The organism is Frankia sp. QA3 (genome assembly GCF_000262465.1).
Lineage (GTDB): Bacteria > Actinomycetota > Actinomycetes > Frankiales > Frankiaceae > Frankia.
In genome coordinates this window covers 5,598,821-5,625,137 of record NZ_CM001489.1, presented here as the reverse complement: position 1 = coordinate 5,625,137, position 26,317 = coordinate 5,598,821, and the positions used below count along the sequence as shown (strand labels likewise).

The window sequence follows — 26,317 nt, the reverse complement described above, 5'->3', positions numbered from 1 at the left end:
GCGGCGGCGGACCGCGGCGGTCGGCGGCCACGGTCCGGCGAGGACGACGACCAGGTGCCCCGGCGCCCGCGGTTGCCGGGCATCGCCAGCCCCGGCCGAGAATGGCGTGACCCGGTCTCCTTCGGCGCGGCGATCAGCCGGCTGCTCGCCGCGCGCGGCTGGCAGGCCCAGGCCAACGACGCCGGCGTGCTCGCCCGGTGGGACGTCATCGTCGGCCCGGACATCGCCGACCACTGCATCCCGGTCTCCCTGCGGGACGGCGACCTCGAGCTCGTCGCCGAGTCGACGGCCTGGGCGACCCAGCTGCGGATGCTGTCCCGGCAGATCCTCGGCATCCTGCACCGGGAGCTCGGCCCGCAGGTCGTCCGGCGGATCACGGTGCGGGGCCCGACGGCCCCGTCCTGGCGGCACGGGCCGATCCGCACCGGCGGCCGGGGCCCGCGCGACACCTACGGCTGAGCCTGGCGGCTGACCCGGACGGCCACGGGATCTCCCTGCGCGTCCCCGGCGGAAGAGACGCACGGGCCGGGGGTGGGCTCGGTGCTGTCCCGCTGCCGTCCGCGGACGGGCCGGGGGATCGGCCCGGTGATCGCCATCCCCGGCGGATGGTCCGGGCGCACAACACGAGGCGATCATGTGGGTGGCGGTTGACCGTCGCGTCGGAACCGTCGTGAAGGCGCGCCAAGGCCCCCGGAGACGTCGGTCCGGTAGGGGGGTTCACCATCCCGCCGTGCGGGGCGCTGCGCAGACGTCAGGGGTCACCCTGCGTCCGCTAAAACGGGTCGGCGGGTAGACTGGTGGATACTTCCGCCCAGAACGAGGGGACCCGCCGCGTGGCCTACGATGCAAGTTCGATCAAGGTTCTCGAAGGTCTTGACGCGGTCCGCAAGCGTCCGGGCATGTACATCGGCTCCACCGGGGAGCGCGGTCTGCACCATCTCGTCTACGAGGTGGTCGACAACGCGGTGGACGAGGCGCTGGCCGGCTACTGCGACACGATCGTCGTGAGCCTGCTTGCCGACGGCGCCGTCCGCGTCGTCGACAACGGTCGCGGCATCCCCGTGGGCATGCACCCCACCGAGAAGCGGCCCGCGGTCGAGGTCGTGCTGACGACGCTGCACGCGGGCGGGAAGTTCGACGGTAAATCCTATGCCGTCTCGGGCGGTCTGCACGGCGTCGGCGTCAGCGTCGTGAACGCGCTGTCCACCAAGCTGGACGTGGAGATCCAGGTCGATGGGCACGTCTGGTTCCAGCCCTACGTGGGGACCCGTCCGGCGGCGCCGTTGGCGAAGACCGGCACCACGAAGAAGACCGGCACGTCGGTCACCTTCTGGGCGGACCCGACGATCTTCGAGACGACCGAGTACAAGTTCGAGACCCTCTCCCGGCGCCTGCAGGAGATGGCCTTCCTCAACAAGGGCCTGTCGATCACGCTGATCGACGAGCGCCCCGAGGAACGCCTCGAGGTCACCTACAAGTACACCAACGGTCTGGTCGACTTCGTCGCCCACCTCAACGCCACCAAGGACGCGATCCACCGCAGCGTGATCTCGCTGGAGTCCAAGGGCGTCGGCATCGAGGCCGAGCTCGCGATGCAGTGGAACGCCGGCTACAGCGAGTCGGTCTACACCTTCGCGAACACGATCAACACGCACGAGGGCGGCACCCACGAGGAGGGCTTCCGCGCCGCGCTGACCAGCGCCGTCAACGCCTACGCCAAGGACCAGAACCTGCTCAAGCCGGTGAAGGCGGGCGCCAAGAACGGCGACGAGCGGCTGTCGGGTGACGACATCCGCGAGGGCCTGACCGCGATCATCTCGGTGAAGCTCGCGCAGCCCCAGTTCGAGGGCCAGACGAAGACGAAGCTCGGCAACACCGAGGCGAAGAAGTTCGTCCAGGAGATGTGCTACTCGGCGCTGAAGGACTGGTTCGAGGTCAACCGGACCGAGGCGCGGGCCATCGTCAGCAAGTCGCTCGACGCCCAGCGCGCCCGGATCGCGGCCCGCCAGGCCCGGGACCTGACCCGGCGCAAGGGGCTGCTCGGCGGCACCGGCCTGCCCGGCAAGCTCGCCGACTGCCAGTACACCGACCCCGAGCGCTGCGAGCTGTACATCGTCGAGGGTGACTCCGCCGGCGGGTCGGCCAAGGGCGGGCGGGACTCGAAGTTCCAGGCGATCCTGCCGCTGCGCGGGAAGATCCTCAACGTCGAGAAGGCCCGGATCGACCGCGTCCTGAAGAACACCGAGGTCCAGGCGCTCATCCAGGCGCTGGGCACCGGCATCCACGATGACTTCGACATCGCCAAGCTGCGCTATCACAAGATCGTGTTGATGGCGGACGCCGACGTCGACGGCCAGCACATCCGGACCCTGCTGCTGACCCTGCTGTTCCGGTTCATGCGGCCCCTGGTCGAGGCCGGCCACGTGTTCCTGGCCCAGCCGCCGCTCTACAAGATCAAGTGGGGTCGGGAGGACTGGGAGTACGCCTATTCCGACCGTGAGCGCGACGGACTCGTCCAGCGCGGGGTGGAGGCCGGGCGCAAGCTGCCCAAGGACGCCATCCAGCGGTTCAAGGGCCTCGGCGAGATGAACGCCACCGAGCTGTGGGACACCACCATGGACCCGGACAAGCGCATCCTGCTCCAGGTCACCCTCGATGACGCGGCCGTCGCCGACGAGCTGTTCTCCGTGCTCATGGGCGAGGACGTCGACGCGCGCCGCAGCTTCATCCAGCGCAACGCCAAGGACGTGCGCTTCCTGGACATCTGACGCGGTGCAGCGGTGCCGCGGCGGTCCGGCCCGCCCGGCACCGCCCGGCACCGCCCGGCCGGGACGACCCCGGGGCGAATCGTGGCTGGCGCCCCGCCGGACAGCCCGGCCACCCGCCGGGACGCCCGTCCCACCTGACGACTGATCCCACTGCCCTGGAAGGACCCCGTGGTCGACGTCCTACCGCCGCCCCCCGGCGACCGCATAGAACCCATCGGCATCGAAGTCGAGATGCAGCGGTCGTATCTCGACTACGCCATGTCGGTCATCGTCGGCCGCGCGCTGCCGGAGGTCCGGGACGGGCTCAAGCCCGTCCACCGACGGGTCCTCTACGCCATGTACGACGGTGGCTACCGTCCCGACCGCGGGTACTTCAAGTGCTCGCGCGTGGTCGGAGACGTCATGGGTAACTACCACCCCCACGGCGACTCGGCGATCTACGACACCCTCGTCCGGCTCGCGCAGCCCTGGTCGCTGCGCTACCCGCTGGTCGACGGCAACGGCAACTTCGGCTCGCCCGGCAACGACCCGCCCGCCGCCATGCGGTACACCGAGGCGCGGATGGCAGCCATGGCGATGGAGATGCTGCGCGACATCGACCAGGAGACCGTCGACTTCGCCCCGAACTACGACGGCCGTTCGCAGGAACCGCTGGTCCTGCCGAGCCGGTTCCCGAACCTGCTCGTCAACGGCGCCGGCGGCATCGCGGTCGGCATGGCGACGAACATCCCGCCGCACAACCTGCGCGAGGTCGCCGCCGGCGTCCAATGGGCGCTCGACCACCCCGAGGCGACCGACTCCGAGATGCTCGAGGCGCTGATCGGCCTCATCAAGGGGCCGGACTTCCCGACCTCCGGCCTGATCGTCGGGCGCAGCGGCATCGAGGACGCCTACCGCACCGGCCGCGGCAGCATCCGGATGCGCGCGGTGGTCAACGTCGAGGAGAACAAGGGCCGCACCCAGCTCGTCGTCACCGAGCTGCCCTACCAGGTCAACCCGGACAACCTCGCCGAGAAGATCGCCGAGCTGGTCCGCGACAACAAGGTCACCGGGATCGCGGACGTCCGCGACGAGACCTCGGCCCGCATCGGCCAGCGCCTCGTCATCGACCTCAAGCGCGACGCCGTCGCCAAGGTCGTGCTCAACAACCTGTACAAGCACACCCAGCTGCAGGACACCTTCGGCGTCAACATGCTGGCGATCGTCGACGGGGTGCCGCGCACTCTGCGCCTCGACCAGATGGTCCGCTACTACGTCGAGCACCAGGTCGACGTCATCGTCCGGCGCACCCGCTACCAGCTGCGCAAGGCCCGCGAGCGACTGCACGTCCTCGACGGTCTGCTCATCGCGCTCGACCACCTCGACGAGGTCATCAGCCTCATCCGCAACGCCGAGTCCGCCGACGCCGCCCGCGGCCAGCTGATGGAACGCTTCACGCTGTCGGAGATCCAGGCGACCGCCATCCTCGACATGCAGCTGCGCCGGCTCGCCGCCCTGGAACGGCAGCGGATCATCGACGAGGCCGCCGAGCTGCGGGCGCGGATCTCCGACCTGGAGGCCATCCTCGCCTCGCCGGTCCGCCAGCGGGAGATCATCGGCGAGGAGCTCGCCGAGGTCGTCGAGAAGTTCGGCGACGAGCGGCGAACCCGCCTCGTCCCCTTCGAAGGCGACATGTCCATCGAGGACCTCATCGCCCAGGAGGACGTGGTCGTCACCGTCACGCGCGGCGGCTACGCCAAGCGGACCAAGACCGACCTCTACCGCTCCCAGCGCCGGGGCGGCAAGGGCGTGCAGGGCGCGGCCCTGCGCGAGGACGACATCGTCGAGCACTTCTTCGTCACGACGACCCACCACTGGCTGCTGTTCTTCACCAACAAGGGCCGGGTGTACCGGGCGAAGGCGCACGAGCTGCCCGAGCAGGCCCGGTCGGCCAAGGGCCAGCATGTCGCGAACATCCTCGCCTTCTCCCAGGATGAGCGGATCGCCGAGGTCATCGCCCTGAAGGACTACGAGGTCGCGCCGTACCTCGTCCTCGCCACCAAGCGCGGGCTGTGCAAGAAGACCGCCCTGAGCGACTTCGACTCCAACCGCGCCGGCGGCCTGGTCGCGATCAACCTGCGCGACGACGACGAGCTGATCGCCGCCCGCCTGGTCGCGCCCGGCGACGACCTGCTGCTGGTCAGCCGCAACGCCCAGTCGATCCGCTTCCACGCCGACGACGAGCAGCTGCGGCCGATGGGCCGGGCGACCTCCGGCGTGATCGGCATGCGGTTCGACGCCGAGGACGAGCTGCTGTCGATGGACGTCGTCGTGCCGGGTACGACCGCCGACCTGCTGGTGGCCACCTCCGGCGGCTACGCCAAGCGGACCCCGCTGGCCGAGTACCCGGTGCAGGGCCGCGGCGGCAAGGGCGTGCTGACCGCTAAGATCGTCTCCACCCGGGGCGGCCTGGTCGGCGCGCTCGTCGTCGACCCGGACGACCAGCTCTACGCGATCGCCTCCAACGGGGGTGTACTGCGCACCATCGCCAAGGACGTCCGCCGCGCCCAGCGGCAGACGATGGGGGTCCGCCTCATCGATCTGGAGACCGGTGTGCAAGTGGTCGGGGTGGCACGCAATGCTGATGTGGAGGACGCCGACGCCCGTACCGACCCCGGGGCCCAGGAGAGCTGAGCCCGAGGCCGGCCCGGGGCTGGGCCCGAGGCCGGTCGGCGGTCCTCGACGTCGGCGCCGCCCCGGCGCCGCGGCGACGCCGAAGCGGGGATCCGGTGTGCGCATGGCCCGCGTACGCCGCCAGAAGCGAACCGGGAGTAGTCCGTGAGCGACAGTCAGGAAGACCGGCCCGCCCGGTCGGCGGTCCACCGCGGCTCCTCCCCGGCCGCCGGGCCGGGGGGAGCGCGTGACGGCGACCGTTCCCGCCGGGCCAGCGGCGACGGCGACGACGGGGAGTCGGGCGGCGAGACGGTGAAGATGCCCGCCGCCAGTGCCTCCGCTGGCAGTGCCTCCGGCAGCGGAGCTTCAGCGGCCAACGCGCCAGCCGCCGGCGTCGGCACCCCCGCCGGCGGCGACGCCCCGGCGGCCTCCGGCGGCGCCCGTGCCGGCGGCGCCGGCACGCTGGACCCGTCGGCAGGAAACCCCTTCTTCCAGCGTTCCGGCCGGCCGGGCGCGGGGCAGTCCAATCACGTCGCAGACGGCCGTGACGGCGCTGAGGGGGCCGGCGCGGCCGGGTCCTCCTCGCCCGCCTCCCCGAAGCCGGGATCGTCCTCCTTGTCCTCCTCGGGCAAGCCGTCCGGTGTTGCGGGCGGCGACCGGGCAGCGGCTGCGCCTACGGAGACGGCGCGGTCGTCCGCGGCACCGTCCAAGTCCGCACCGTCCAAGTCCGCGTCGTCCAAGTCCGCGTCGTCCAAGTCCGCGTCGGCATCGGCGCCGCCGGCCTCCGTGACGGCGTCCCGGCCCCCGTCATCATCGGCGGCGGGATCTCGGGTCGCGGCCTCGTCCGGCTCCTCCGCGCCCTCCGGATCCTCGCGGGCCTCCGACGATCCGGCCCGTTCGGGAAACCCGGCCGGTTCGGGAAGCTCTGATCGTTCTGGCGGTGCTGATCGTTCTGGCGGTGCTGCTGACCGCTCGGCTGGCTCGGACCGGTCCGCGGCGTCAGCGCAGCGGGCGCCGGCGGGGCGCGGTGGCGAGTGGGCCGATCGGTCCGGCCGGTCGCGAGCGACCCCGACCCGCAACGGGGCGGGCGGGGGCCCGGCTGGTATCACAGGGTCGGCGGTGCCCCCATCCGGGTCGGCTCGTACCGGGAACGCCGGGACCCACGGCGGCGATGCGGGCTCGGCTACCCGCAAACTCGGCTCGTCCGCCGTATCGTCGCCCGCGAAGTCCCTCGGTACGACGCCGCCTGGCGCCCGCCGAAGCACGACGGGCCTGCCCAGTGCCCGCACCGAGCCCCCGGTCGAGCGGCCCGGGGAGACCGACACGATCTCCCTGGTCCGTCCGCCCAGCATGACGAGGAGCCGTACCACGAAGCCCGAAAGCAACCGTGCCGCTCCGGAGCGGGTGCCCGCTCCCGACGCGGTGCGGCCGGCCGCGCCCGCCGGGGGCCGCGGGGCCAGCCCGACCGCGGCCTACGAGCGGCCGATCGCCGCGCCGGCGTCCGCGGGCACCGCCACCGCCGCCGCGCCGCCGCACGCGGTGACCGCGACCTCCCCCGGCGCGCTCGACGACCAGCTCGAGGCGGTCCCGGCCGACCGGGCCGGCGCCCCCCGCGGTCCCGGCCGGCCGGGACCGGGCTCCACCCGGCCGCCCGGCGCCGGCCGGCGGGCCAAGCTGAGGCTGTCCAAGGTCAACCCGATGACCGTGACCCGGCTCAGCTTCGCGTTCTCCCTGTGCGTCTTCGTCGTCCTGCTCGTCGCGGTCGCCGTGCTGTGGTTCGTGCTCAACTCCATCGGCGTCTTCGACAGCGTCACCGACGCCGCGGACACCCTGACCGACAGCAGCGCCGGCAACGTCCGGAGTTGGCTGTCCTTCGGCCGGGCGATGGAGATCAGCCTGCTCATCGGCGCGATCAACGTCATCCTGATGACCGCGTTGACCACCCTCGGGGCGCTGCTCTACAACCTCTGCGCCGAGATGATCGGCGGCATCGAGCTCACCCTCAGCGACCAGTAGCGCGAACGGACGGCGGCGGCCCGCATCCCGGCCCCGCCGTCCTGTATGGTTGCAGTCGTTGCCGGGACCTATAGCTCAGTCGGTTAGAGCGCTTCCCTGATAAGGAAGAGGCCGGTGGTTCAAGTCCACCTAGGTCCACAAGAGTGGCGATGTTTGAAACTTGATCTTCGCTCCTCTTGAGCTGGTAGGGCGTAGCGCCGTTCGGGTAGATGCCGGACGGCGCTTTCGTTTGCCCGTGAAGGGGTCTGCTGTCCTCGTGGGCGGTCGGGGGTCCCTCGCTGGTGGAGACGTGTAGGTCCGGGGGTCCGGGTTCGTCTGTGGCGCTCTGGGCCTTGATCAGATTCCTGGTCTCCTGGCTCAGCAGGTCGGCAAGATCGTCGCCGAGGAGTTGGGCGAGCGGGGGGAACAGGTCCGCTCCGTGAATCCCCTTGTCGATGATCCAGAACCGCTTGAACACTGCCTGGTTGAGTTGGCGCTGCACGAGTGCCGGGGCGGTGGTGTAGAGGGTGTGGCTGTCCTCGCAGAGGCTCAGCAATTGGTCGAGAATCGCGCCGATCGACTGCCATTCGCCTTCGCTGGCGTGGAGCAGGGCACGCGCCTTACCAAGGTCGCGGTCGATCCGCTGCTGTTCTTCCTTGAGGAATTCCTGGCTGATCGCGCCGTTGTAGTAGGAGCGCATGCAGGCGCGCCGTTCGTCTTCCAGAGCGTTGATGCGGCGCCTCTGCCGGTCGGCCTGTTCGGTGCCGTTCGTCACGAGGGTCTGCGCGCTGTCGAGGACGATGTCGCGTATCCGGGATTTCTGCCGCGGGGTGATCTCCACGCGGCGCCACCAGTCCGCCACGAGCTGTTCGACCACCTCGATCATCACGTACGGCTGTCCGCATTTCCCGCGTTGCCGGCCGAGGCAGTAGAAGTAGGGGTATTTCCCGCCGCCCCGTCCGGTCGCGTTCATGATGCCGAATCCTGATCCGCACTGACCGCAGAACAGGCTTCCTTTCAGGGGGTGAAAATGCTTGCTTGGCTTGTCACCGGCGGTGGCGCGCGACCGCAGGATTCCCTGCACCCTGGTGAGAGTCTTTTCCGTGACGAAGGTGGGATGCCGGCCGCCCGGGTATTCGACGCCATCGAAGGTGACAACGCCGATGTAGTAGCGGTTCGTCAGCATCTTGTGGACATGGGAGGGCTGTAGCGGCCGTTCCGGGCGTTTCCCCGCGGCGCGGTTGGTCAGACCACGATGGTTGAGTTCCTCGGTCAGGCTGTCCACCGTCCACGCGCCCGTGGCGAACTGCTCGAAGGCCCATTGCACGAGTCGCCACCGGTCGTCGTCCAGGATGACATCGGCGATGTTCCGTCCCTCGCTGCGGATCCGCACGTTGAGATAGCCGATCGGGGCGAGTCCGGGGGTGCCCCCGTTCGCGGCTTTCTGCCGCATCTTGTATTTGATGTCCTTCCCGCTGGCGGCAGACTGATACTGGTTGATCACGGCGAGCATGCCGTGAAGGAGTTCACCGGCCGGCGTCTCGTCGATGTTCTCCGTGGCGGACACGAGAACAACCCCGAGATTCCGCAGGCGCAGCGTGAAAGCGGCATCCTCGTACCGGTCCCGCGCGAACCGGCTGAGCTGGTAGACGATCACGATATCGACGTCCCGGTCCCGCTCGATCCGGGCGATCATGTCGCGGAACGCTTCGCGCCGTTCGAGGTTCTTGTGCGCCGAGGCACCCGGCTCGACATACTCGCCCACCATGTCGGCGTTCAACGTCTCGGCTTTCGCCCCGCACGCGACGCGCTGCGCCGGAAGTGAGATGCCTTCCGGATCGTAGTCGGTGCGAACCTGCGCCTTCGTCGACACTCGAAGATAGAAAATCGCCCGCAGCCGCCCGGCAGACGATGCGGACAACGGAACATGGGATTCCGGGGTGAATTTCGGGGGCATGGGCACACCCTTTCTCGTGGTGATCGTCGCGGGCATGCTAGCACGACGTGACCCTACGAAAACCGACTCTCCGAGTCGCTGTCGAGTCTCTCGGATTCTCCTGTGCGGGCCGATGGAATTCCCCCGTTACCGTTCTCCGATTCTTCGCGGACGAGGATGCCCGCCCAAGCGACTATCGCGGCGGAAAAGTCGTCGCAGTCGATTTCCGGCTGATATTCGGCGAGGATCTGAACCTTGTCACGGCGTGCCGCGTCCAACGAGCCGATACCCGTTTCTCTCGCGTGATCCGGATCATCCGAGGAATGCCGATGTCCACACGGGCAGCGGTAGCCGCGCCACGGCACGTCGCCCCCGCGCCACGCGGGCACGCGCCCGACAGCGACCCCACGGCCGCTACGGCTACCCCGACCCGTCCGCCCAGCTCAGACCGGCGGACAGGCCGTCGCACCCGTCAGCGACGCCGCTACCCCGTAGCGGACATCCCGCTACCGTCACACAGAGTGAATAGCCCGCCGGCTAAGGTGATCCACCGCGCCATGTGTACCCGGGTTTCCGCCCGACCCTCGTGGATTCTCCAGGGACGGACACGACCGCGAGAAGACGACGCACACCGGTCGCCGAGGAGAGGCGCGTGCCACGGCCTGCCGCGCCCGCCCGACGCACCGAACGGCCAGCAAAGATCCACAACGATGTCATACCCACCCACTTCACAGGAGCCGGACTGACGATCATTCGAAGCGGCGCACGGCAGGGCACACCGATCCGAACCTAATTATCCCACTACGGAGAATCGGATAACAGAGCCGAGAGCCGGGACGAAAGGCATGGTTTGAACACGGAAAGCCGAGTTCACGATCAAGATGTGTGGCAACTCTCGATCGGGCGCGTGGCAACTCTCGATCGGCCGGTCGGACCGGTGTGCACGAGGGTGTGCAGAGCCGTGCAAGGAGCCGTGCACGGGGTGTGCACGAGGTGTGCATGCACGGCCCCAACGCGCGTGCGCGCGTCTGCGCGCGTTGGCGTCCGCCGGCCCATCGGCGTGCACGACGGCCGACCCGACGACCGTCGACGTCCAGGACGCGCCGAACCGTCACCCTGATCTGCGCCTGTCGACAGTGATCGCCAGGCGCGGTGAATATCTGCCTCGGTGGTGTCCGGCCGGACGATCGTGGGTGGTCGGCACGGCAGCCACGGCGCCGTATCCTGAGGATGACTTGCGCACGCGGGCGAGAAGAGGGCGTGATGGTAGACGAGTCGGCACCGGGAACCCATCTCCAGAACCTGCGCCACCGACGTGGCCTGACTCAGGAAGCACTTGCGGACGCGGCTGGACTAAGCGTTTCCACGATCCGTAAGATCGAACAGGGCGGAAGCGCCCGAATCGAAACACTTCACATCCTCGCCCGTGCACTCGACGTCGAGACATCGACTCTCTTCGGGTCGGCTTCCCCCGCACCCACCCCCGACCGCGAGGAAGACAATAAGCTGAATCTTCTTCCTTTGCGTCGGGTACTCACTCCCGTTGTCGGCATCGGGGGCGCCGCATCCTTCACTGAACAGCCGTCCGGCGAGGTGCGGGAGGCAGATCTACGCGCGGCACTGTCGGAAGCCGTCCGCCTTTACCACGCTGACGACTTCGAGGCTGTCGCCGCAATGCTCCCTCGTATGGTCCGCGAAAGCCATTGGCTGATCGATCACGCCGCGTCCGAGGAACGGCCCCCACTGTTGCGGCTACGCGCCGAGATCTATCAACTTGCCGGATGGTTCCTCACGCAGGTGCGACAATATGATCTCGCCTATGCCGCTATTCGGGACGCGATACAGGACGCGACAGGCGCGGGCGACCCTCTTACCGCAGCATCCGGCGCCATATCGCAGGCGTGGTTGTTCATCAGGCAGGGTCGGTTCACCGATGCGGAATCGCTCGCCCGAGACACCGCCTCGACGATCGAACCGCGGATGTCCACGGCTAGCGATGCGGAACTCTCGGCATGGGGGTGGCTCCTGCTTCGCGGGTCGGCCGCCGCGATCCGCAACAATCGGCGTGACTCCTCCGACGAATTTCTGTCGCTCGCCGAGGTTGCCGCGTCGCGTGTGTCCGTCATCCGCTCGCCCGGTCGCTATCACCAGTACCTGACAACCTTCGGTCCGGCGGTCGTGACGATGAAACGCGCCGAAGCAGTCATGATCGCGGGTGACGCGCGGGGCGTGCTGAGGCTCGCGGAGACAATCCCACAGCCACGTACTAGCCGATATCGGTCCGACAACCTGAGTCGTCACCTTCTCGACGTAGCGTCAGCCCACACCGCGCTACGCGACTACGGCGACGCCGCCGACATTCTTGTTCACCTGCGGAAGAACTCTCCTGAATGGCTGCGGCATCAGCGTAAGGGGAGGGACGTCCTGCTCACTATTCTGCGGACCCGCAAGCGATCGCTGAGTCAGGAGCTTCGCAGCCTAGCCGACTTCTTGGACATTTCCACGTAGAAAGCACGGCTAACACGTTACGTGGTAGTCGTGCTAGAGCGGGACGTAAACTACCATGGATCACCGCTCGTGATCGATCTCGCTGAACCCTAGATTCTTCCGCAGGCACCCGGGTCCGGTCGCAGCAGAAGGTCCTTACGCTCCCTTCTGACTCCCGGACTCGGGTCGCCGCCCGCGAAAAAGACCATGTGTCGATCGGCCCCACGAGGGCGGAGCGGAGGCGGGATGGACGAGGACGTCACTATTTACGCGCTGATCAGGCTAGGGCCGGTCGGCCCGAGAAAGGTCATCGTCTGGTTCGAGTCCCGCGCGGCAGCACGGCAATACGCACGGGACAACGGGATCGTGCATTTTGCGATCGCCCCCATGGAGTTCGACGCCGGTCGGCCGCGTGCCAGCGAACCAGAGAGAACGACCACGTGATGAGCGCCGGAAACAACGGTAAGAGCGTCGCCGAAGAGTTCCGGGAATACGCCGAGATCCTGCTTGACCGGGACAGCGAATTCGACGGTGGCCCCTCAGGTGACCCGCCGCTACTCGCCTCGGACTACCGGCGTGCCCTCTATGCTGTCCTCGCTCTCGCACCGGAGCTTGAACGCGCGACAACCGGCCCGGTCAGTGAGGGGGAAGCCGAGGCATACCGACTCGGTGGCGCGGCCATGATCGACCGAATGCATATCGCGATCGGGGAGGCATGGGCGCCCCGACGACTCGCCGCGCGGGAACACCGACGGCACATCGGCCGACCCGGCCGACCCGAGATCACCGACGAACCCGACGAAGGATCGGAATTCATCACCTGAGACGACTGCTTGCAATAGCTAGCACCGTTGGATTGCCCCGAGATCGCGAGCACGAAGAGGGGCTCCCCGGTTTCACCGGGGAGCCCCTCTGTGCGCTCAGTGATCGTTCGGCTACATCATGCCCGTCCGGCTGGAGGGCTTGCGGCGTTCCCGCAGGTAGCGGTCAAGGTCGGGGTTCAAGGTCCACCCTCGGAGCTCCACCCTTGGCTACCAGGGCTTTCGCCCTCCCCCTCCGCTTCGATCAAGGTCGATTCACCCTCGTCGCGCAGCCGGATCACCGGCAGCAGGAATGCTCGCTCTCAGATCAAGGGCCGCGCTCGGCGCGGCCACTGTCGGCCACTCGCGCGGGCGTGCGGCGTCGGCGCGCTGGTCCACGACGCGGCGGCGGGCCCCTCTCGGCTCGGCTCGACCTCAGCTCATGATCGCTTCGGCCTGAGGGTCATAAACGACCAAGCCGAGGGGACGAGCGATGCCGGCAATGAACTTGACGACATCTGAGCCGCCGTCCCAAGACATCGTGATGTAGATGAACTCGCCGTCGGCCTCGCTAGTCAGGTCGCCGTCGACCGGGCCCTCCCAGATTTGCGGCCTCTGAGCGAACTCGGCACGCATGCGCCGAAGCAGTTCGACCAGCTCGGGGCAAGCCGGGTCGCGGACATCCGCTTCGTATCGCTGCTCGGCCTGGTCCATCCGGCGTTCGAACTCGGCTGATGCCTCATCGCCGGTCAGGGAGCCGTCTTGCCGCCACACGGCCACGTCGTAGGTCATAGCTGGATCCTTCCGCCCGGATCGGAACCTGGCGAGCAGGCTCGGCGCAGGCGGCTCGGCGGCGACCGGTATCGAGCGACATGAACCCGCGCCTCTTGGCATGAACCCGCGCCTCTTGGACAGCTAAAGTCGGTTCGCATCGGCAGGACACTGCCCAACCTCGCATCGCCTGCCGCTGACAGGGCGAGCGGCTAACTGGTCGAGCCGCCTCTGGGCACGTGCCACCGCCGGTCCTCCTTCGCGGCAGTCCGCGGCCTCCACTGCGCGCTTCAAGCCCACGCTGCTATGCGGTCGCTACGCGAAGCTTGGCCCGCTCCGTTGCGGTCTCCGATCGGCAGCTACGGAGGGCCAGCGGGAGGATGGCCAGGAAGATCAACTAAGGGTCATTCGCGGGCCATTACGAGCGGCCAACCGGTCACTCACGGGCACCCGGGTCAGAACACCGATCCGCGCTAATGATCTTTAATGTGTGGTGTCGGTTGATGGTTCCCGGGTCGGTCCCGGTGGCGGCGGGTTTTGATCTTTCTCGATGTGGGGCGGTCTCGGTGACTCGGGTGGCCGCAGGGACCGTGGCGTAGGACGGGGTGCCCGTGGCGCACGCTGCCCGGATCGCGGGGAGCCGTTCCACGGTGTGGGTGGTGGCCGGCTACTGCCGGGCGGTATCCACCTTCCCCTCCGCCAGGGACGTGCCGGCTACCGGGACCGCGGTAGGCACAGCCGTCGGAGTTGCTCCAAGGCCAACCATCGTGATCACCGGGCCGGGGGTGTCGTGGATCATCGGACCCGGGCAGGCTCCCCTCCACCACCGACACTTTCCCGACCCCACCCGACCCCGACCCCACCCGATCTCGACCCGACCTGTTCCCGACCCCAGCCCTGGTGATCATGGTGTTCCCTAAGGAACCGGCACCGCGCCCAGGCCGACCCCAGCCCGCGTCGACCCCCGCCCAGACCCGACCCACGCCGTCACCGCAGCACAGCCGTCGCTCTCCCGCCGACACGGCGACAGCCACCCCCCGGGACCACGAACCCACCCCGCAAGCCAGCACGACCAACCCCCGAACCCCAACCCCCGAACCCCAGCCACCACCGATCCACCGGACCCGGCGAATGGAAGATCGGTAACCAGGTCAGAGGCCCGAGACAAGCGGCTCGTGACCGCCGGCCAGCCCGCGTCCGCCCCGGCCCAGGCTCGGCGGAAACGGCGGCGCCACCGGCGGTTTAGCCCGGCCGCCCGTCACCGCCAGCCGCGGCCGCGACCACCTCGGATCGGCGTCCGGCTCCGTCCGATACTGTCCACCCGCGACTACTGTCCACCCGCGACCAACGCGCCGGGCCATCGCCGTACGACCTCGGACAGTCGCTCTGGAGCAACCACGGCGGCACCGCCGGCCGGCGGCGCACCGGCCGGCCGCCGCGGCCGGGAAATGCTAGGAAATGCATTCATCCGGGCCGGGGCGGCCCCATCAGTCGGCGTGGATGTGGCTGCCGGTCAGCCGATCTGGCGGTAACCAGGAAAATCGCGGTCGCGATGGATGGGACTGTCGCGGCGGGGCAGGGAACTGTCCACCCTCACGTCGTAGCGGCGTTCCCGAAAATTATCATCATCCGCCGTGGTGGGGCTTTTCGCGCGCACCTGGTCGCCATATGCAGGCAGGCCGGACGCGCCGGCGCCCCCGGGTTCCGTGACGACCGGGGATCGCCCCTGCGGGGGTGGAAGAACGATCCGGCCATCCCCCGCGAGCGATGCCAGGTCCGTCATCACCGGGAACAGGCCGCGGCCCACCGTGAAAGCGATGTCCCGGCACGTCCGACGGCCGTTGACACGGGCCAGCAGGTCGGCATGCGCCGTGCCCGTCGCAGGTCGCGGCGGTGGCGTCGCCAGCCGCGGGCGGACCTGGGGCTCCAGGCCCAGGTCCGCCCGCCAGCGCAGCGCGCTCGCCAACCGTCGGGTCGTCTCCCGGATGGCCCGCTCGACCTCGATCCCCGGCTCCACAGGCAGCACCGGGGGTAGGGAACCGGGGCCGACGGGTTCCCTGGCCACGCTCGCAATCTGGGTGCTGGCCAGCGCGAACAGGGCATCCATCGCCGCCGTCCGGGTCACTACCTGCACGCCCGCGCTGCCCAGCAGCCGGCGTTCGACCAGCGCCGCCGACAGCTGACCGCTCGGCGCGGCCTCGGCGAACACCGCGGTCCACTCCTCGTCGGAGATGCGCCCGGACCGCAGCAGCAACGACTCGAGCCCGGGCGCCGCCGAGGTGGTGGCAGCCGCGATCAAACCCTCCTGAAAAACAATTTTCCCACTCGCCTCACCCATCACCTGCATCGTCCCCGAGAACCTCTCCCGGGACTGCCGCCGGAGCGCTGCCAGCAGGATGTGGACGCCGGCCGGCATTTCCTCGGCCGGCCGTGCGTCCGTCTCCTCCCTGCGGGGTGGGCCGTCGGTAGAAGAAACAAGACTCTGCGTGTTCTTTATCTCATCCGGCATTGTGGAGTCCTCGATGTGACAATCCGTTCGCGCACAGGTACGGTCGCCTTGTCTACACGATATGCCCGCCGACGTGCACGCGATATTAAAAGGCCTGCCGATGTAATTTCGTCATGCTGTCAACGGGTTGAGGGGAACATCATGGACATCGAGACCGCACTCAAGGAAGCAATGACAATTGACGGTGCGATCGGTGTATCGCTCGTCGATTACGAGAGCGGAATGATGCTCGGTTCGGCCGGTGGCGGCCGCGCACTCGATCTCGAGGTGGCCTCGGCCGGTAACACCGACGTCGTGCGCGCCAAGGCCCGCACCCTCGACGCGTTGGGGATCAAGGAGGGGATCGAGGACATCCTCATCACCCTCGATCAGCAGTACCACCTGATCCGACTGCTCCACCGCGGCGGCAGCCCGCTGTTCTTCTACCTGGCCCTGGACAGGCCCCGGGCGAACCTCGCGCTCGCCCGGCACGGCCTGCGCACCATCGCCCGTGACCTCGACCTGTAAGGCCCCGGTGGCGTCGGCTGACGCCGAGCTGTGAGACCTGTCCATCCGCGCAGCCTTCCGTGGCGGCTGAAATGAGGCTTCGATGACCACAAGCACGATCACCGATGGGGTGCTCGCCGAGCTTTATGCACTACGGGACCAGGTTCCGGGCGTCACCAGCAGCGCCGTCGCCTCGGCCGACGGCCTGCTGGTCGCCGCCGACGCCGACGGCGTCCGGCCCGAGGTACTCGCGGCGATGGCCGCCGCCGCCCTCGGCCTCGGCCGGTCCACCGGCCAGGAGGTCGGGATGGGACCGTTGCGCGAGGTGATCACCCGTTGTCAGGGTGGGCACATCATCGTCTACGCGATCGGGGAGACCAGGCTGCTCGTCGTCCTGGGCGACGAGGGTCTCGACCTCGAACGGCTGCACCTGCAGTCGCGGCCCGCCGTGACGCGCCTCGCGGGGCTGCTCGCCGCCTGAGCCCGCCCGGGGTACCGGCTCCCGTGGTGGGCCGGTACCCCCCCCGACGGGCTCCCCGCTTCCCTGCCTGGTGGGAGGAGCTCGGCCGCCACCACCGGGCCGCTCGCCACCGGTCGCGGTCCCCCACCGACATGCCGGGCGCCGTCCCATGAGCCGCTTCACCCGCCCGACGGTGCGATATTCGCCCAGGGAGCGTCGATCCGTCGCGCGGACGGCGGGGGCGTTCTGCCAAGCTCGTAGGCACAACATGTCGAGGATCGGCGGCGGCCCGGTTCGGCCTTGCGGACGGCAGGTGGGCCGGTCGGCACCGCGCCGCCGCCCGCGCGGGCGCGCCGACGGTCGGATGGAAGGAGAAGCCCGCCATGGCCTCGCGTACCGCGCGATCCGATGAGGCGAACGAGAAGCGGGACCTGCGGGTCCGGATCCTGGGAGAGCCGGTCGACGCCTATCCCGCGGTCCCGCCCGAGGTGGCGCGGGGCACCATCCGGCGCATCACGGTTGTCGGGGAACCCATCCTGCACCGGCCCTGCCGGAAGATCACCGAGTTCGGCACCCCGGAACTCGCCGCGCTCATCGACGACATGTTCGCCACGATGTATGGCGCCGAGGGGGTCGGGCTCGCCGCGAACCAGGTGGACGTCGACGCCGCCCTGTTCGTCTACGACTGCACCGACGAGGACGGCGTCCGGCACGTGGGGCACATCGCCAATCCGGAGTTGGAGGAGGCCGATCCCGCCGAACGCCGGCTGGTCAAGGGCGACGAGGGCTGCCTGTCGGTGCCGGGCGCCTACATGGAGGTCGCCCGGCTCGAACGCGCCGCGGTCCGTGGTCAGGACTCCACCGGTGCGCCGCTGCGGCTGGAGGGCACCGGTTACTTCGCTCGGTGCCTGCAGCACGAGACCGATCATCTGCATGGCAGCCTCTACCTCGACCGGCTGTCCAGCCGTGGACGCAAGAAGGCGTTGAAGGAGATGGAGGAGCGGGCCGAGGAGATCTTCGCCCGCCGCACCGAGGTGGCCGAGACTCTCGGCAAGTAGCCGCCCGGGGCGGGAGTGGGCGCCGGCCGGCGCCGGGGCGGCCGTGGTGGCCGCCGACCGGCATCGGCCGGAGCCCGTGCGGATCAGCCCTGCCGGCGGGTGGCGAAGCGCCGCGGGTTGCGGCCCGCGCCCGTCGCCCCGGCCGCACCGTTCAGCCGCGGTGCAACCGGCCCGGACCGGGGAATCTCGACGTCCCCACCGTGCCCCCGCCGCTCCCGCCGGGAACGGCGGTCCTGCGCCGGCGCGGCAGCCGGGTCGGCGGGTGGGTCGGCGGGTGGCGGAGCCGTCGGTTCGGCGCTGGGCACGGTTGCCGCAACCTCGGCCGGCGGCCGGGGGTCGGTGTGGTCGATGTCGCGCGGTCGCGCCTTTCGGGATCGGGAACGAGCAGCCATCTGTGTTCCTTTCGGGCAGCGTGAAATCGCGGCGCGACCCCGCGGACGCGCGACCGGCGAAAACGCGCGAGAAAAGCGGGACGCGTAATCGGGGAACGCCCGTCAGCCGCCGAAAAATGGCACCGACGGGCCAGTGGGGCGCCGCGAGGAAGAGGGTCCGCGAGCGGACGGACCAGCAGGACGACCAGGCATTATGGCGTCGCACACGGCCAGGAGGCCGGTGCCACGACGTCGATCGCCTACGTCGGCTGGAGAGAGGAGAAAAACAGGCCACCCTGCCGTGACGGCGGGTGCACCGGGGCGTTCACACGCCTACTCAGATGCCCATGAAGGCAGGTTAGTTCATCCCGGGCGGCCGGGCAAACAGTTTTCGCTTGACAGTCGCGGGCGCCGGTTCGGCGCAGCTGGTTCGGCGCTCTTCCCACCTCGGCCGGCCGGCCGGCCGGCGGACGGCCAGTCCCGGAAGACGGCGAGTCGGCGGGCCCGGGGCACTAGGTTCGGTACCGGCCGGTTCGGGCGGTACCCACCAGACGGTGGGAAGCAGGACGGCGAGAAGTCAGCGGGAAGGGAGTCGGCGGTGGACGCGGCATTGCGGCAGTTGGCCGAGGGGGCGACGGGCTTCATGCCCCCGCAGGAGGGGCTGGCGCTGTACACGGCGGCCACGGCGATCCCGGCCGGCGGCCTGATCTGCGAGGTCGGCACCTACTGCGGCAAATCCACCCTCTACCTGGCCGCCGCGGCCCGGGCGACGGGCGCCACCGTGGTCACCGTGGACCATCACCGCGGCTCGGAGGAGAACCAGGCCGGCTGGGAGTACCACGACACGACCCTGGTCGACCCGCGCACGGGCCGCCTCGACACGCTGCCGTTCCTGCGCCGGACGCTGGAGCAGGCCCAGGTCGAGGACGTGGTGACGGCGATCGTCGGGCGGTCCGAGCAGGTCGGGCGGTGGTGGTCGACCCCGGTCGCGCTGCTCTTCCTCGACGGCGGGCACACCGAGGAGCAGGCCCAGGCCGACTACTCCGCGTGGGGGCACCACGTCGCCCCCGGCGGCCTGCTGGCCATCCATGACGTGTTCCCCGACCCCGCCGACGGCGGCCAGGCGCCTTACCACGTCCTGCTGCGCGCGCTCGACGAGGGCTTCCGCGAGCAGTCCCAGACCGGGTCGCTGCGGGTGCTACGCCGCGTCGGTTGACCGGCAGCCGCACCCCGGTCCCGCCACCGCGCCGGCCGATACCACCGCTGGCCCGCCGTCCGGCGCCGCCGGCGATGCGGAGTCCGGCGCCGCCAGCGGGTCGCCGTCGGGCGCCGGGCGCTGGTCGGGCGGGCGCGGTTCCCCCCGGGATCGGTCGGCGTCGGCGACGGCCCGGCCGTCGATCCCGTCCGGCTGGTGCAGCCCGGCGGGCAGGTCGTCGCCGCGGAACAGGGCCTCGGTGACCCCGCCGGCCAGCGTGTCGGCCGCGAGGATCACCGCCGCCGCGGTCCACGTCGACTGTTCGACCGGCCAGAACGTGCGGTTGGCGAACTGCCAGCCCGTCCAGTAGCCGCCGTCGTCGTGCCGCAGATGCTGCATGTCCGCGACCAGTTTGGCCGCGGCGGCCGATTCGCCGACCAGGTGCAGGGCGATCGCGAGCTCGCAGGTCTCCGCGCCGGTCACCCAGGGCTCGTCGTCCACGCAGCGGATCCCCAGTCCGTCGACGACGAAGTCGTCCCAGCGGGAGGCGAGCCGAGCCCGGCCGGCGGAGCGGCGCAGCGCCCCGCCGATCACCGGGTAGTACCAGTCCATCGACCAGCGGTCCCTCGGGGCGAAGTACTCGGGGTGCGCGACCAGCGCGTGATGCAGAGCGCCGGTCGCCCGCTCCCAGGCCGGCGGCACCTCGTCGACGAGCGCGGCGAGCGCCATCCCGCACCGCAGGCTGTGCAGGGTGCTGGAGCATCCGGTGAGCAGCGACTCGGGATAGTCGACGCCGTCGGACCCCCGCGCCCACCAGATCTGGCCGCTGGGGGCCTGCATGTCGACGACGAGGTCGAGCGCCCGGCGGACGACCGGCCAGATTCCGGCGGCGAAGGCGCGATCCCCGGTGAGCAGCCACCGGTGCCAGGCGGCCGTCGCCACGTAGGCACACTGGTTGCTGTCGGCGAAGTCCTCCTTGACCGCCCCGGCCACGTAGCTGGTCGCCCAGGAGCCGTCGGCCCGCTGGTTGCGGCGCAGCCAGGCCCAGGCGGCGTCGGCCGCGTCGACCAGGCCGCCGAGGTCGAGCGCCATGGCGCATTCGAGATGGTCCCAGGGGTCGGTGTGGCCGCCGGGATACCAGGGGATGGCGCCGTCCGGTTCCTGGACGGCGGCGATCGCGGACGCGGTCGCGGTGAGTGCAGCGGGGGTCAGCACCGGAGCAGACTCAACCGACCGCACGCGCTACCTCCGGTTTCCGTAGGTACAGGACGATGCTCTTGCCGATGACCGGATTGAGGATCCGCTCGGCGAGCCGCGTGACCTGGGGACGGCGCATCATGTCCCATACCAGCAGCCGGTGGTAAAGCCGCGTCGCCGGATGGTCGTCGTCATGGACACCAACGAGACACCGCAGCCACCAGTACGGCGCGTGCAGGGCGTGGGCGAAATGGGTGGCGATCGGCTCCAGCCCGACGGCGGTCAGCCGCTCACGCAGCTCGGATTGCCGGTAGATGCGGATGTGACCACCCTCGACGGTGTGGTAGGCCGTCGACAGGCTCCAGCACACCTGCTCGGGGAGGCGGTTGGGGACGGTGACCGCCACCCAGCCGCCGGGCCGCAGCACGCGGGCAATCTCCGCCATCGCCGCCGTGTCGGCGGGCAGGTGTTCGAGGACCTCGGCGATGATGACCCGGTCGAAGGTGGCGTCCGCGAACGGCAGGGCGAGCGCGTCGCCGCGCACCCCGGCGGCCCGCGCCGTGGCCGGCGCCTGCCCCTCCAGGGCCATCGCGGCGAGCATCGCGTTCACGCCGCTGACCTCGCCGAGGGAGTAGTCCAGCGCGACGACGTCGGCGCCGCGCCGGAACGCCTCGAAGGAATGGCGCCCGGCCCCGCAGCCCAGGTCGAGCAGCCGGCAACCTGCGGGTACGGGAAAACGATCGAAGTCGACGGTGAGCATGCGGCGCGGGCTCAGCCGGCGAGCGTCGGCGACGCCGACGAGTTCGGAGCGCCCGGGGCCGCCGCCGGCGCGGACGTCGCGGTGCTGGCCAGCCCGGCCGGCCAGGAGGCAGGCGTCGGCGGCGCCCACGACCACGACGAGCCCGGGTAGGGCGAGGTCGGTGTTCCGCCCACCGCCGCGATCCGCTCGGCGTACCAGGCCGCGGTCGCGGCGCTCGCCGCCCGCCAGGAGAACCGCTCCTCCACCCGGCGCCGCCCGGCGGCCCCCATCCGGGCGCGGCGCGCTGGGTCGTCGAGCAGCGTGCGGATGGCCCCGGCCAGCGCATCCGGATCCCCCGGGGGAACCAGCAGGGCAGCCTCGCCGTCGACGCCGGCGACCTCGGGCAGCGCCCCGGCCGTCGTCGCGATCAGCGGGATGCCGCAGGCCATCTCCTCCACCGCGGGCAAGCTGAACCCCTCGTACAGGGAGGGGACGACGGCGACCTCGGCGGAGCGCAGCAGCGCGATCAGCTCCTGCTCCGGCACGTTGGAACGGAACGTCACCGCGTCGCCCAGGCCCAGCTCCGTCACCCGACGCTGGGCCTGCCCGCCCTCGCGGACCTTGCCGATACAGATCAGGTGCGCGGCGCGCTCGGACCGCAGCTTGGCCAGCGCCTCCAACAGCACACCCAGGCCCTTGAGCGGCACGTCCGCGCTGGTCACGACGACGATGCGGCCGGCGACGGCCGGTGTGCCGGCGGGCGCGGGCGTGAAGACGTCGGCGTCGACCCCGAGAGGCACCGTGTGCATGACCTCCGACGGCAGGTCCATGTCGGCGATGATCTCGCGCCGCGAGCTCTCCGAGGGGATGACGACGCCGTCCAGCCCCCGCGCCACCCGGGCCTGCATCGGCAGGAACGAGTACCACCGGCGCAGCCCCACCCGGGCGGTGAAGCTCGACGCCGCGGCCAGGCTCAGCCGGCGGTCGACGGTGATCGGATGGTGCACGGTGCTCACCACGGGGATCCGGTACGGGCGCAGCGCCGCCCGCAGCGCCAGCAGCCCGTAGCCGAGCCCCTGGTTGTCATGGACGATGTCGAACGGCGGCCGCCCACCGGCAGCCCGGGGCCGCAGCGCCTGGTAGGCGCGCAGGCTGAACGACAGCGGCTCGGAGAACTGCCCGGTCCGCATCATCGCGAACTCGACGACGTCGGGCAGCGCGCGCAGCTCCGCCATCCCCGGCCAGCGGAACGGGTCGGAGTCGCGGTAGAGGTCCAGGCTCGGCAGCTCGGTGAGACCGACCCCGTCGTCGAGGTCGGGGTACGGCGGCCCGCTCAGCACCTGCACGTGGTGCCCCAGGGCGACCAGTTCGCGGGACAGATGTCGGACGTACACGCCCTGGCCACCGCAAGTGGGCAGGCTCCGGTACGACAACAACGCAATCCGCAACTGTGCGCCCTCCGTCCGTTTCGGGCCAGTCCTGGTCCCTCGACGTCGAGGGTGGCGCCGCTTCTTTCGCACATTAGGACATTCGGTTCTGATCTTCACTGGAATCGCATGTGATGGTGCGGCCAGCCGGGTCGCGGACCGGCCGGACCGCTGTCGGCGGTGCCGACCTGCGGGTCCGCCGGTCCGCGCGGCGGGGAGCGCGGGCCCGACGGCCCGCGGGTCGGTCGCCGTCCAGGGGCAGTGGCTGTGGGCGGTCAACGGCTGTGGGCGGTCAAGGACTGGGGACCGTCAGTGCCTGTGGATGGTCGGTGGCTGTGACCGGTCAGGGTCGTGGATGGGCAGCCACCGTCCCGCGGTCAGTCGTTGTCCACAAGGACGACCTCGGAGGGGATGTTGCCCTTCGTAGCCTGCGAGTACGGGCACAACGCGTGCGCCGCCTCGAGCAGTTCCTGGGCGGTGGCCCGCTCGAGCCCCGGGATCTGCGCCTCGATCCTCGCGCCCAGGCCGATGGAGCCCTCGTCGCCCCGGAGCAGTTCGACGGTCACCGAGACCGCCGAGTCGGTGACGTCGACCTTCTTGCCGCGGGCGACAGCCTTGAGCGCGCTGTGGAAGCACGCCGCGTACCCGGTGGCGAACAGCTGCTCCGGGTTCGTGCCCGGCCCGTCGTCGCCGCCGAGCCCCTTCGGCATGGAGAGCTGGAGGTCCAACCGGTTGTCGCTGGATGCCACCCGCCCGTCCCGGCCACCCCATGCGGTCGAGGTCGCCGAGTAGATCGTGGTCGTCATGTCGCCTCCGTGCGTTGCTGTGCGTCGTGGGACGGGTACCGTCCGGTCGCGACGCGGGCTGTCGGAGCTCCGTGGAGCCTGTCAGATTTACGCAACCACGCTGGTGCCCTAAATATTCGCGGTCCACACCCCCGTTTCCCGCTTAGCCTGAGCGGATGGTGCAGGAGGAGACGGGGCAGCTTGATCGACCGCGGCGGGGACGCCCCCGTGACGCGACGATCGACACCCGCGTGCTCTCCGCCGCCGTGGACGAACTGGCCGAGCACGGCGTCGGCGGGTTCAGCGTGAACCGTGTCGCGGCCCGCGCCGGCGTCGCAAAGCGCGGCATCTACGTGCGCTGGCCGGCCCGCGACGATCTCGTCCTGCACGCGCTCGGGACCTTGGCAGCCGGGCTCGTGCCGCCGCGTACCGGGTCGCTGCGCACGGACCTGCTGCACCTCGCGCCTTACGTCGACGCGGTGTTCACCGAGCCCCGGCTGTCGATCCTCGCCCGGTGCATGGCCGAACTGCGGCGCTTCCCCGCGATGTACGCGGCGTTCCGGCGCGAGTCGGTCGACCGCTGCGCGGCCGCCATCGAGGACGCCTTGCACGACGCCGTCTCTCGCGGCGAGGCCCGCGCCGATCTCGACACCGACCTCGCCACGAGTGCCTTCCTGGGCGCCCTGCTGGCCCGGCACGCCTTCGGTGCCCGCCAGGCCATCGACGACCCCACCTTCCACAGCCGCCTCGTCGAATTCTGCGTCGCGGCCGTCCAGCCGGTCACCGTGACGCGATCCAGCACCGTCGGCTGAGCCTCGCCCGCTGAGCCTGTCCGGCCGCCCGGCGGCAGGTGCTCCCTTCCCACGCCCCGGGCACCGCGGATCGCCGGGGATGGTGGTCACCGTGCTGGCCCGCTCCGCGCTGTCCACAGCCGTCCCCTGCCAGGAGAGCGGCGTAGCCGACTGGCATCCGCCCCTGGGCATCGTGCTGTCCACAGCCGGCTCGGCCAGGTGTCGCGCGACCATGCCGACTCCGCGCGGGTCATCGGGCCCCCGTCCACAGGGGGATCGGTGACCATCGGTGCCGACCGTGGCCAGGGCGCGCGCTGTCCACAAGATCGGCTGGCGCCCGCAGGGGCTCGTCTGCGTTCCGCACGTGAGGCAGCGGGCTTCCGGGAGCCGGGATGGTTGCCCATGAGCAGCGTCCTCGCTCGCCAGTGCGCGGGGAAGGCGCCCGTCCGAGTCGCTCGGTGCCCACGGTCAGGTCCGCGCACCAAGCCATGCTCAGTCTGCTGACCAGGAGTTTTCCTGGTTGTCCACAGGTAGAGCGCCGGCCGTCACGGTTGCCGGTGACGCTCCCTGGCGGTCGCCGCCGGCCGCACGTCGCGTGCCCTGTGGATATCTCCCGGTGCCCTCCCCACCAGCCTCCACGAAGAGCACCGTGCCGCACACCATGACCAACCATGGGCATCGTGGCTGGCGCTCCCAGGTTGTCCACAGGAGCGCAGGTTCACGTGCCGAAAGGCACTCGATGGTTGGACCCCGGGGGCCCTGTCCAGCTCGACGGGGGCCCTGCCGCGGGCACCGTCCCAGGCCCGGCCGCTGACCCTCAGCGACCCGCGCTGCGCCCGGCGGAAGTCGCGTTCGCGACCCGTCGGTGCCTGTCCACAGCAGGCGGGCACCGATTCGTCCGTCACCCCGACCGGTCATGGTCGTTTCCTTGGACGGTCACCAGGGTTGATGCTCGGAGCCAGCAGGCTGGGAGATCCACAGGTCAGCCATGGGCACCGTGGGCAGAGCGGCGAGGAGGCGGGGGTCCGACCCCGGCGGCACCGCCGAGTTGCCGGTCCGATGTCCACAGGTGAGGCCGGGGCGTGGCGCCCGTGGGTCTCCCGCGGGCATCGTGCAGCCGCCACGTCGGGTCGGCGCGCGGTCGACCCTGACCACCCAGGGTGCGCTCGCCAGGGTGTCACGGGGCGCCGCAAGCCTCGGCCGTCGCTCGGGGCCGCGGTTGACGTCCGGACCCCGAGGTGGGCAGCGCAGCGGTTGCCCCAGCTCTCCGGTGGGCATCGTCGTTCCTCGACGCGGTGGACGGCGCCGAGGAGGGCGCGGCCGGATGCTCACCATCCCCGGCGGCGGTTCGGTGCCCGGCCCGCGGACGAGCCGCTCCGGTGCCCGCCACACCGTCCATGGGCATCGCGCGCTATCCACAGCCGTCCCCGCAGGGGAGAGCGCCGTCGCCTGGTGCCCCCGTCCATGGGCACCGTGTTTCCACAGCCGGCTGTGGCGGGTGGTCACGCGAGCATGCCGGCCCGACGCGGGTGATCGGGCTGTCCGCAAGGGAACGGTGACCGCCGGCCGCACGTCGCGCGCCCTGTGGATATCTCCCGGTGCCTTCCCCACCAGCCTCGACGAGGAGCACCGTGCCGCGCACCATGACCAACCATGGGCATCGTGGGGAGCGGTCGGGCCTCGTCCACAGGAGCACGCGAGCACGTGGCGAAGGGCGCTCGACGGTCGCGCCCCGAGGTCCCTGTCCAGCTCGACGGGGGCCTTGCCACGGGCACCGTACGAGGACCGGCCGCTGACCCTGATGGGCTGCGTTCCCGCCTGGCGGAGTCGCGTTCGCCACCCGTCGGGTGCCTGTCCACAACAGGCGGCCACGGATCCGGCCGTTGTCCC

Annotated in this window: 21 protein-coding genes, 1 tRNA gene and 1 pseudogene; 14 read left to right on the top strand and 9 right to left on the bottom strand. The window is 70.4% G+C overall.

The annotated features are described in order from the left end of the window. From FRAQA3DRAFT_RS33535 to gyrA, 3 genes are all read left to right on the top strand, one after another. A partial coding sequence (locus FRAQA3DRAFT_RS33535) for a DUF721 domain-containing protein (protein WP_009741457.1) occupies positions 1-459 on the top strand: 459 nt, incomplete at its 5' end. A gap of 374 nt (positions 460-833) precedes the next feature. Next, complete coding sequence (gene gyrB, locus FRAQA3DRAFT_RS23050) at positions 834-2,768, top strand: DNA topoisomerase (ATP-hydrolyzing) subunit B (RefSeq protein ID WP_035921385.1); 1,935 nt, start codon at positions 834-836, stop codon at positions 2,766-2,768. A gap of 168 nt (positions 2,769-2,936) precedes the next feature. After that, positions 2,937-5,441 carry a DNA gyrase subunit A gene (gyrA, locus tag FRAQA3DRAFT_RS23045; protein ID WP_009741455.1) on the top strand — a complete coding sequence of 835 codons (2,505 nt, stop codon included), beginning with the start codon at positions 2,937-2,939 and terminating at the stop codon, positions 5,439-5,441. A gap of 506 nt (positions 5,442-5,947) precedes the next feature. On the opposite strand, the gene FRAQA3DRAFT_RS35385 is transcribed toward gyrA, so the two are convergent. Next, a complete protein-coding gene (locus FRAQA3DRAFT_RS35385; protein WP_157467605.1) occupies positions 5,948-6,175 on the bottom strand; it encodes a hypothetical protein in 228 nt (75 codons plus the stop codon). A 649-nt stretch (positions 6,176-6,824) separates the two neighbouring features. Between FRAQA3DRAFT_RS35385 and FRAQA3DRAFT_RS23035 the strand changes: the two genes are divergently transcribed. The 3 genes from FRAQA3DRAFT_RS23035 (at position 6,825) to FRAQA3DRAFT_RS37570 (ending at position 8,403) form a co-directional block, all read left to right on the top strand. Then, positions 6,825-7,436, top strand: a complete 612-nt coding sequence (locus FRAQA3DRAFT_RS23035; RefSeq protein ID WP_232291715.1) for a DUF3566 domain-containing protein — start codon at positions 6,825-6,827, stop codon at positions 7,434-7,436. A gap of 64 nt (positions 7,437-7,500) precedes the next feature. Then, positions 7,501-7,574: transfer RNA gene (locus FRAQA3DRAFT_RS23030), tRNA-Ile, on the top strand. Between the two features lie 280 nt (positions 7,575-7,854). Continuing rightward, entirely contained in the window at positions 7,855-8,403 is a 549-nt protein-coding gene (locus FRAQA3DRAFT_RS37570) for a hypothetical protein (RefSeq protein ID WP_232291714.1), read from the top strand. Here the strand turns inward: FRAQA3DRAFT_RS37570 and FRAQA3DRAFT_RS38925 are convergent. After that, positions 8,326-9,372 (bottom strand): annotated as a pseudogene (locus FRAQA3DRAFT_RS38925) (recombinase family protein); the annotation flags it as partial. The gene FRAQA3DRAFT_RS37570 and the pseudogene FRAQA3DRAFT_RS38925 overlap by 78 nt on opposite strands. Positions 9,373-10,614: 1,242 nt before the next feature. On the opposite strand from FRAQA3DRAFT_RS38925, the gene FRAQA3DRAFT_RS23020 reads away from it, so the two are divergent. From FRAQA3DRAFT_RS23020 to FRAQA3DRAFT_RS23010, 3 genes are all read left to right on the top strand, one after another. After that, positions 10,615-11,859: a helix-turn-helix domain-containing protein gene (locus tag FRAQA3DRAFT_RS23020; RefSeq protein ID WP_009741452.1), complete on the top strand. Its 1,245-nt coding sequence runs from the start codon at positions 10,615-10,617 to the stop codon at positions 11,857-11,859. A gap of 225 nt (positions 11,860-12,084) precedes the next feature. Then, complete coding sequence (locus FRAQA3DRAFT_RS23015) at positions 12,085-12,282, top strand: hypothetical protein (protein WP_009741451.1); 198 nt, start codon at positions 12,085-12,087, stop codon at positions 12,280-12,282. Continuing rightward, positions 12,282-12,662 carry a hypothetical protein gene (locus FRAQA3DRAFT_RS23010; RefSeq protein ID WP_009741450.1) on the top strand — a complete coding sequence of 127 codons (381 nt, stop codon included), beginning with the start codon at positions 12,282-12,284 and terminating at the stop codon, positions 12,660-12,662. The genes FRAQA3DRAFT_RS23015 and FRAQA3DRAFT_RS23010 overlap by 1 nt, the downstream gene beginning before the upstream one ends. Before the next feature lie 411 nt (positions 12,663-13,073). Here the strand turns inward: FRAQA3DRAFT_RS23010 and FRAQA3DRAFT_RS23005 are convergent, their stop codons facing one another. Further along, positions 13,074-13,430 carry a hypothetical protein gene (locus tag FRAQA3DRAFT_RS23005; protein WP_009741449.1) on the bottom strand — a complete coding sequence of 119 codons (357 nt, stop codon included), beginning with the start codon at positions 13,428-13,430 and terminating at the stop codon, positions 13,074-13,076. Between the two features lie 1,492 nt (positions 13,431-14,922). Further along, positions 14,923-15,918 (bottom strand): hypothetical protein, encoded by a 996-nt coding sequence (locus tag FRAQA3DRAFT_RS23000; protein ID WP_009741448.1) that lies wholly within the window; start codon positions 15,916-15,918, stop codon positions 14,923-14,925. Between the two features lie 141 nt (positions 15,919-16,059). Here FRAQA3DRAFT_RS23000 and FRAQA3DRAFT_RS22995 point away from each other — a divergent pair, with 141 nt between their 5' ends. From FRAQA3DRAFT_RS22995 to def, 3 genes are all read left to right on the top strand, one after another. Beyond that, the gene (locus tag FRAQA3DRAFT_RS22995; protein ID WP_009741447.1) at positions 16,060-16,425 is read left to right on the top strand and encodes a hypothetical protein; all 366 of its coding nucleotides are present in this window, start codon (positions 16,060-16,062) and stop codon (positions 16,423-16,425) included. An 82-nt stretch (positions 16,426-16,507) separates the two neighbouring features. Beyond that, entirely contained in the window at positions 16,508-16,885 is a 378-nt protein-coding gene (locus FRAQA3DRAFT_RS22990; protein WP_009741446.1) for a roadblock/LC7 domain-containing protein, read from the top strand. A 362-nt stretch (positions 16,886-17,247) separates the two neighbouring features. Next, positions 17,248-17,922, top strand: a complete 675-nt coding sequence (def, locus tag FRAQA3DRAFT_RS22985) for a peptide deformylase (RefSeq protein ID WP_009741445.1) — start codon at positions 17,248-17,250, stop codon at positions 17,920-17,922. Between the two features lie 83 nt (positions 17,923-18,005). Here the strand turns inward: def and FRAQA3DRAFT_RS22980 are convergent, their stop codons facing one another. Next, positions 18,006-18,227 (bottom strand): hypothetical protein, encoded by a 222-nt coding sequence (locus FRAQA3DRAFT_RS22980; protein ID WP_198286965.1) that lies wholly within the window; start codon positions 18,225-18,227, stop codon positions 18,006-18,008. 664 nt (positions 18,228-18,891) lie between these two features. Here FRAQA3DRAFT_RS22980 and FRAQA3DRAFT_RS22975 point away from each other — a divergent pair. After that, a complete protein-coding gene (locus tag FRAQA3DRAFT_RS22975) occupies positions 18,892-19,509 on the top strand; it encodes a class I SAM-dependent methyltransferase (protein WP_009741444.1) in 618 nt (205 codons plus the stop codon). Here the strand turns inward: FRAQA3DRAFT_RS22975 and FRAQA3DRAFT_RS22970 are convergent. From FRAQA3DRAFT_RS22970 to FRAQA3DRAFT_RS22955, 4 genes are all read right to left on the bottom strand, one after another. Then, entirely contained in the window at positions 19,492-20,727 is a 1,236-nt protein-coding gene (locus FRAQA3DRAFT_RS22970) for a hypothetical protein (protein ID WP_009741443.1), read from the bottom strand. The two genes, FRAQA3DRAFT_RS22975 and FRAQA3DRAFT_RS22970, sit on opposite strands and share 18 nt — an antisense overlap. After that, complete coding sequence (locus tag FRAQA3DRAFT_RS22965; protein WP_009741442.1) at positions 20,714-21,445, bottom strand: class I SAM-dependent methyltransferase; 732 nt, start codon at positions 21,443-21,445, stop codon at positions 20,714-20,716. Before FRAQA3DRAFT_RS22965 ends, FRAQA3DRAFT_RS22970 begins: the two co-directional genes overlap by 14 nt. Before the next feature lie 11 nt (positions 21,446-21,456). Then, complete coding sequence (locus FRAQA3DRAFT_RS22960; protein ID WP_009741441.1) at positions 21,457-22,872, bottom strand: glycosyltransferase family 4 protein; 1,416 nt, start codon at positions 22,870-22,872, stop codon at positions 21,457-21,459. A 356-nt stretch (positions 22,873-23,228) separates the two neighbouring features. Further along, positions 23,229-23,657 (bottom strand): organic hydroperoxide resistance protein, encoded by a 429-nt coding sequence (locus tag FRAQA3DRAFT_RS22955; RefSeq protein ID WP_009741440.1) that lies wholly within the window; start codon positions 23,655-23,657, stop codon positions 23,229-23,231. Between the two features lie 155 nt (positions 23,658-23,812). On the opposite strand from FRAQA3DRAFT_RS22955, the gene FRAQA3DRAFT_RS22950 reads away from it, so the two are divergent. Further along, complete coding sequence (locus FRAQA3DRAFT_RS22950; RefSeq protein ID WP_035921377.1) at positions 23,813-24,448, top strand: TetR/AcrR family transcriptional regulator; 636 nt, start codon at positions 23,813-23,815, stop codon at positions 24,446-24,448. Positions 24,449-26,317: the final 1,869 nt, after the last annotated feature.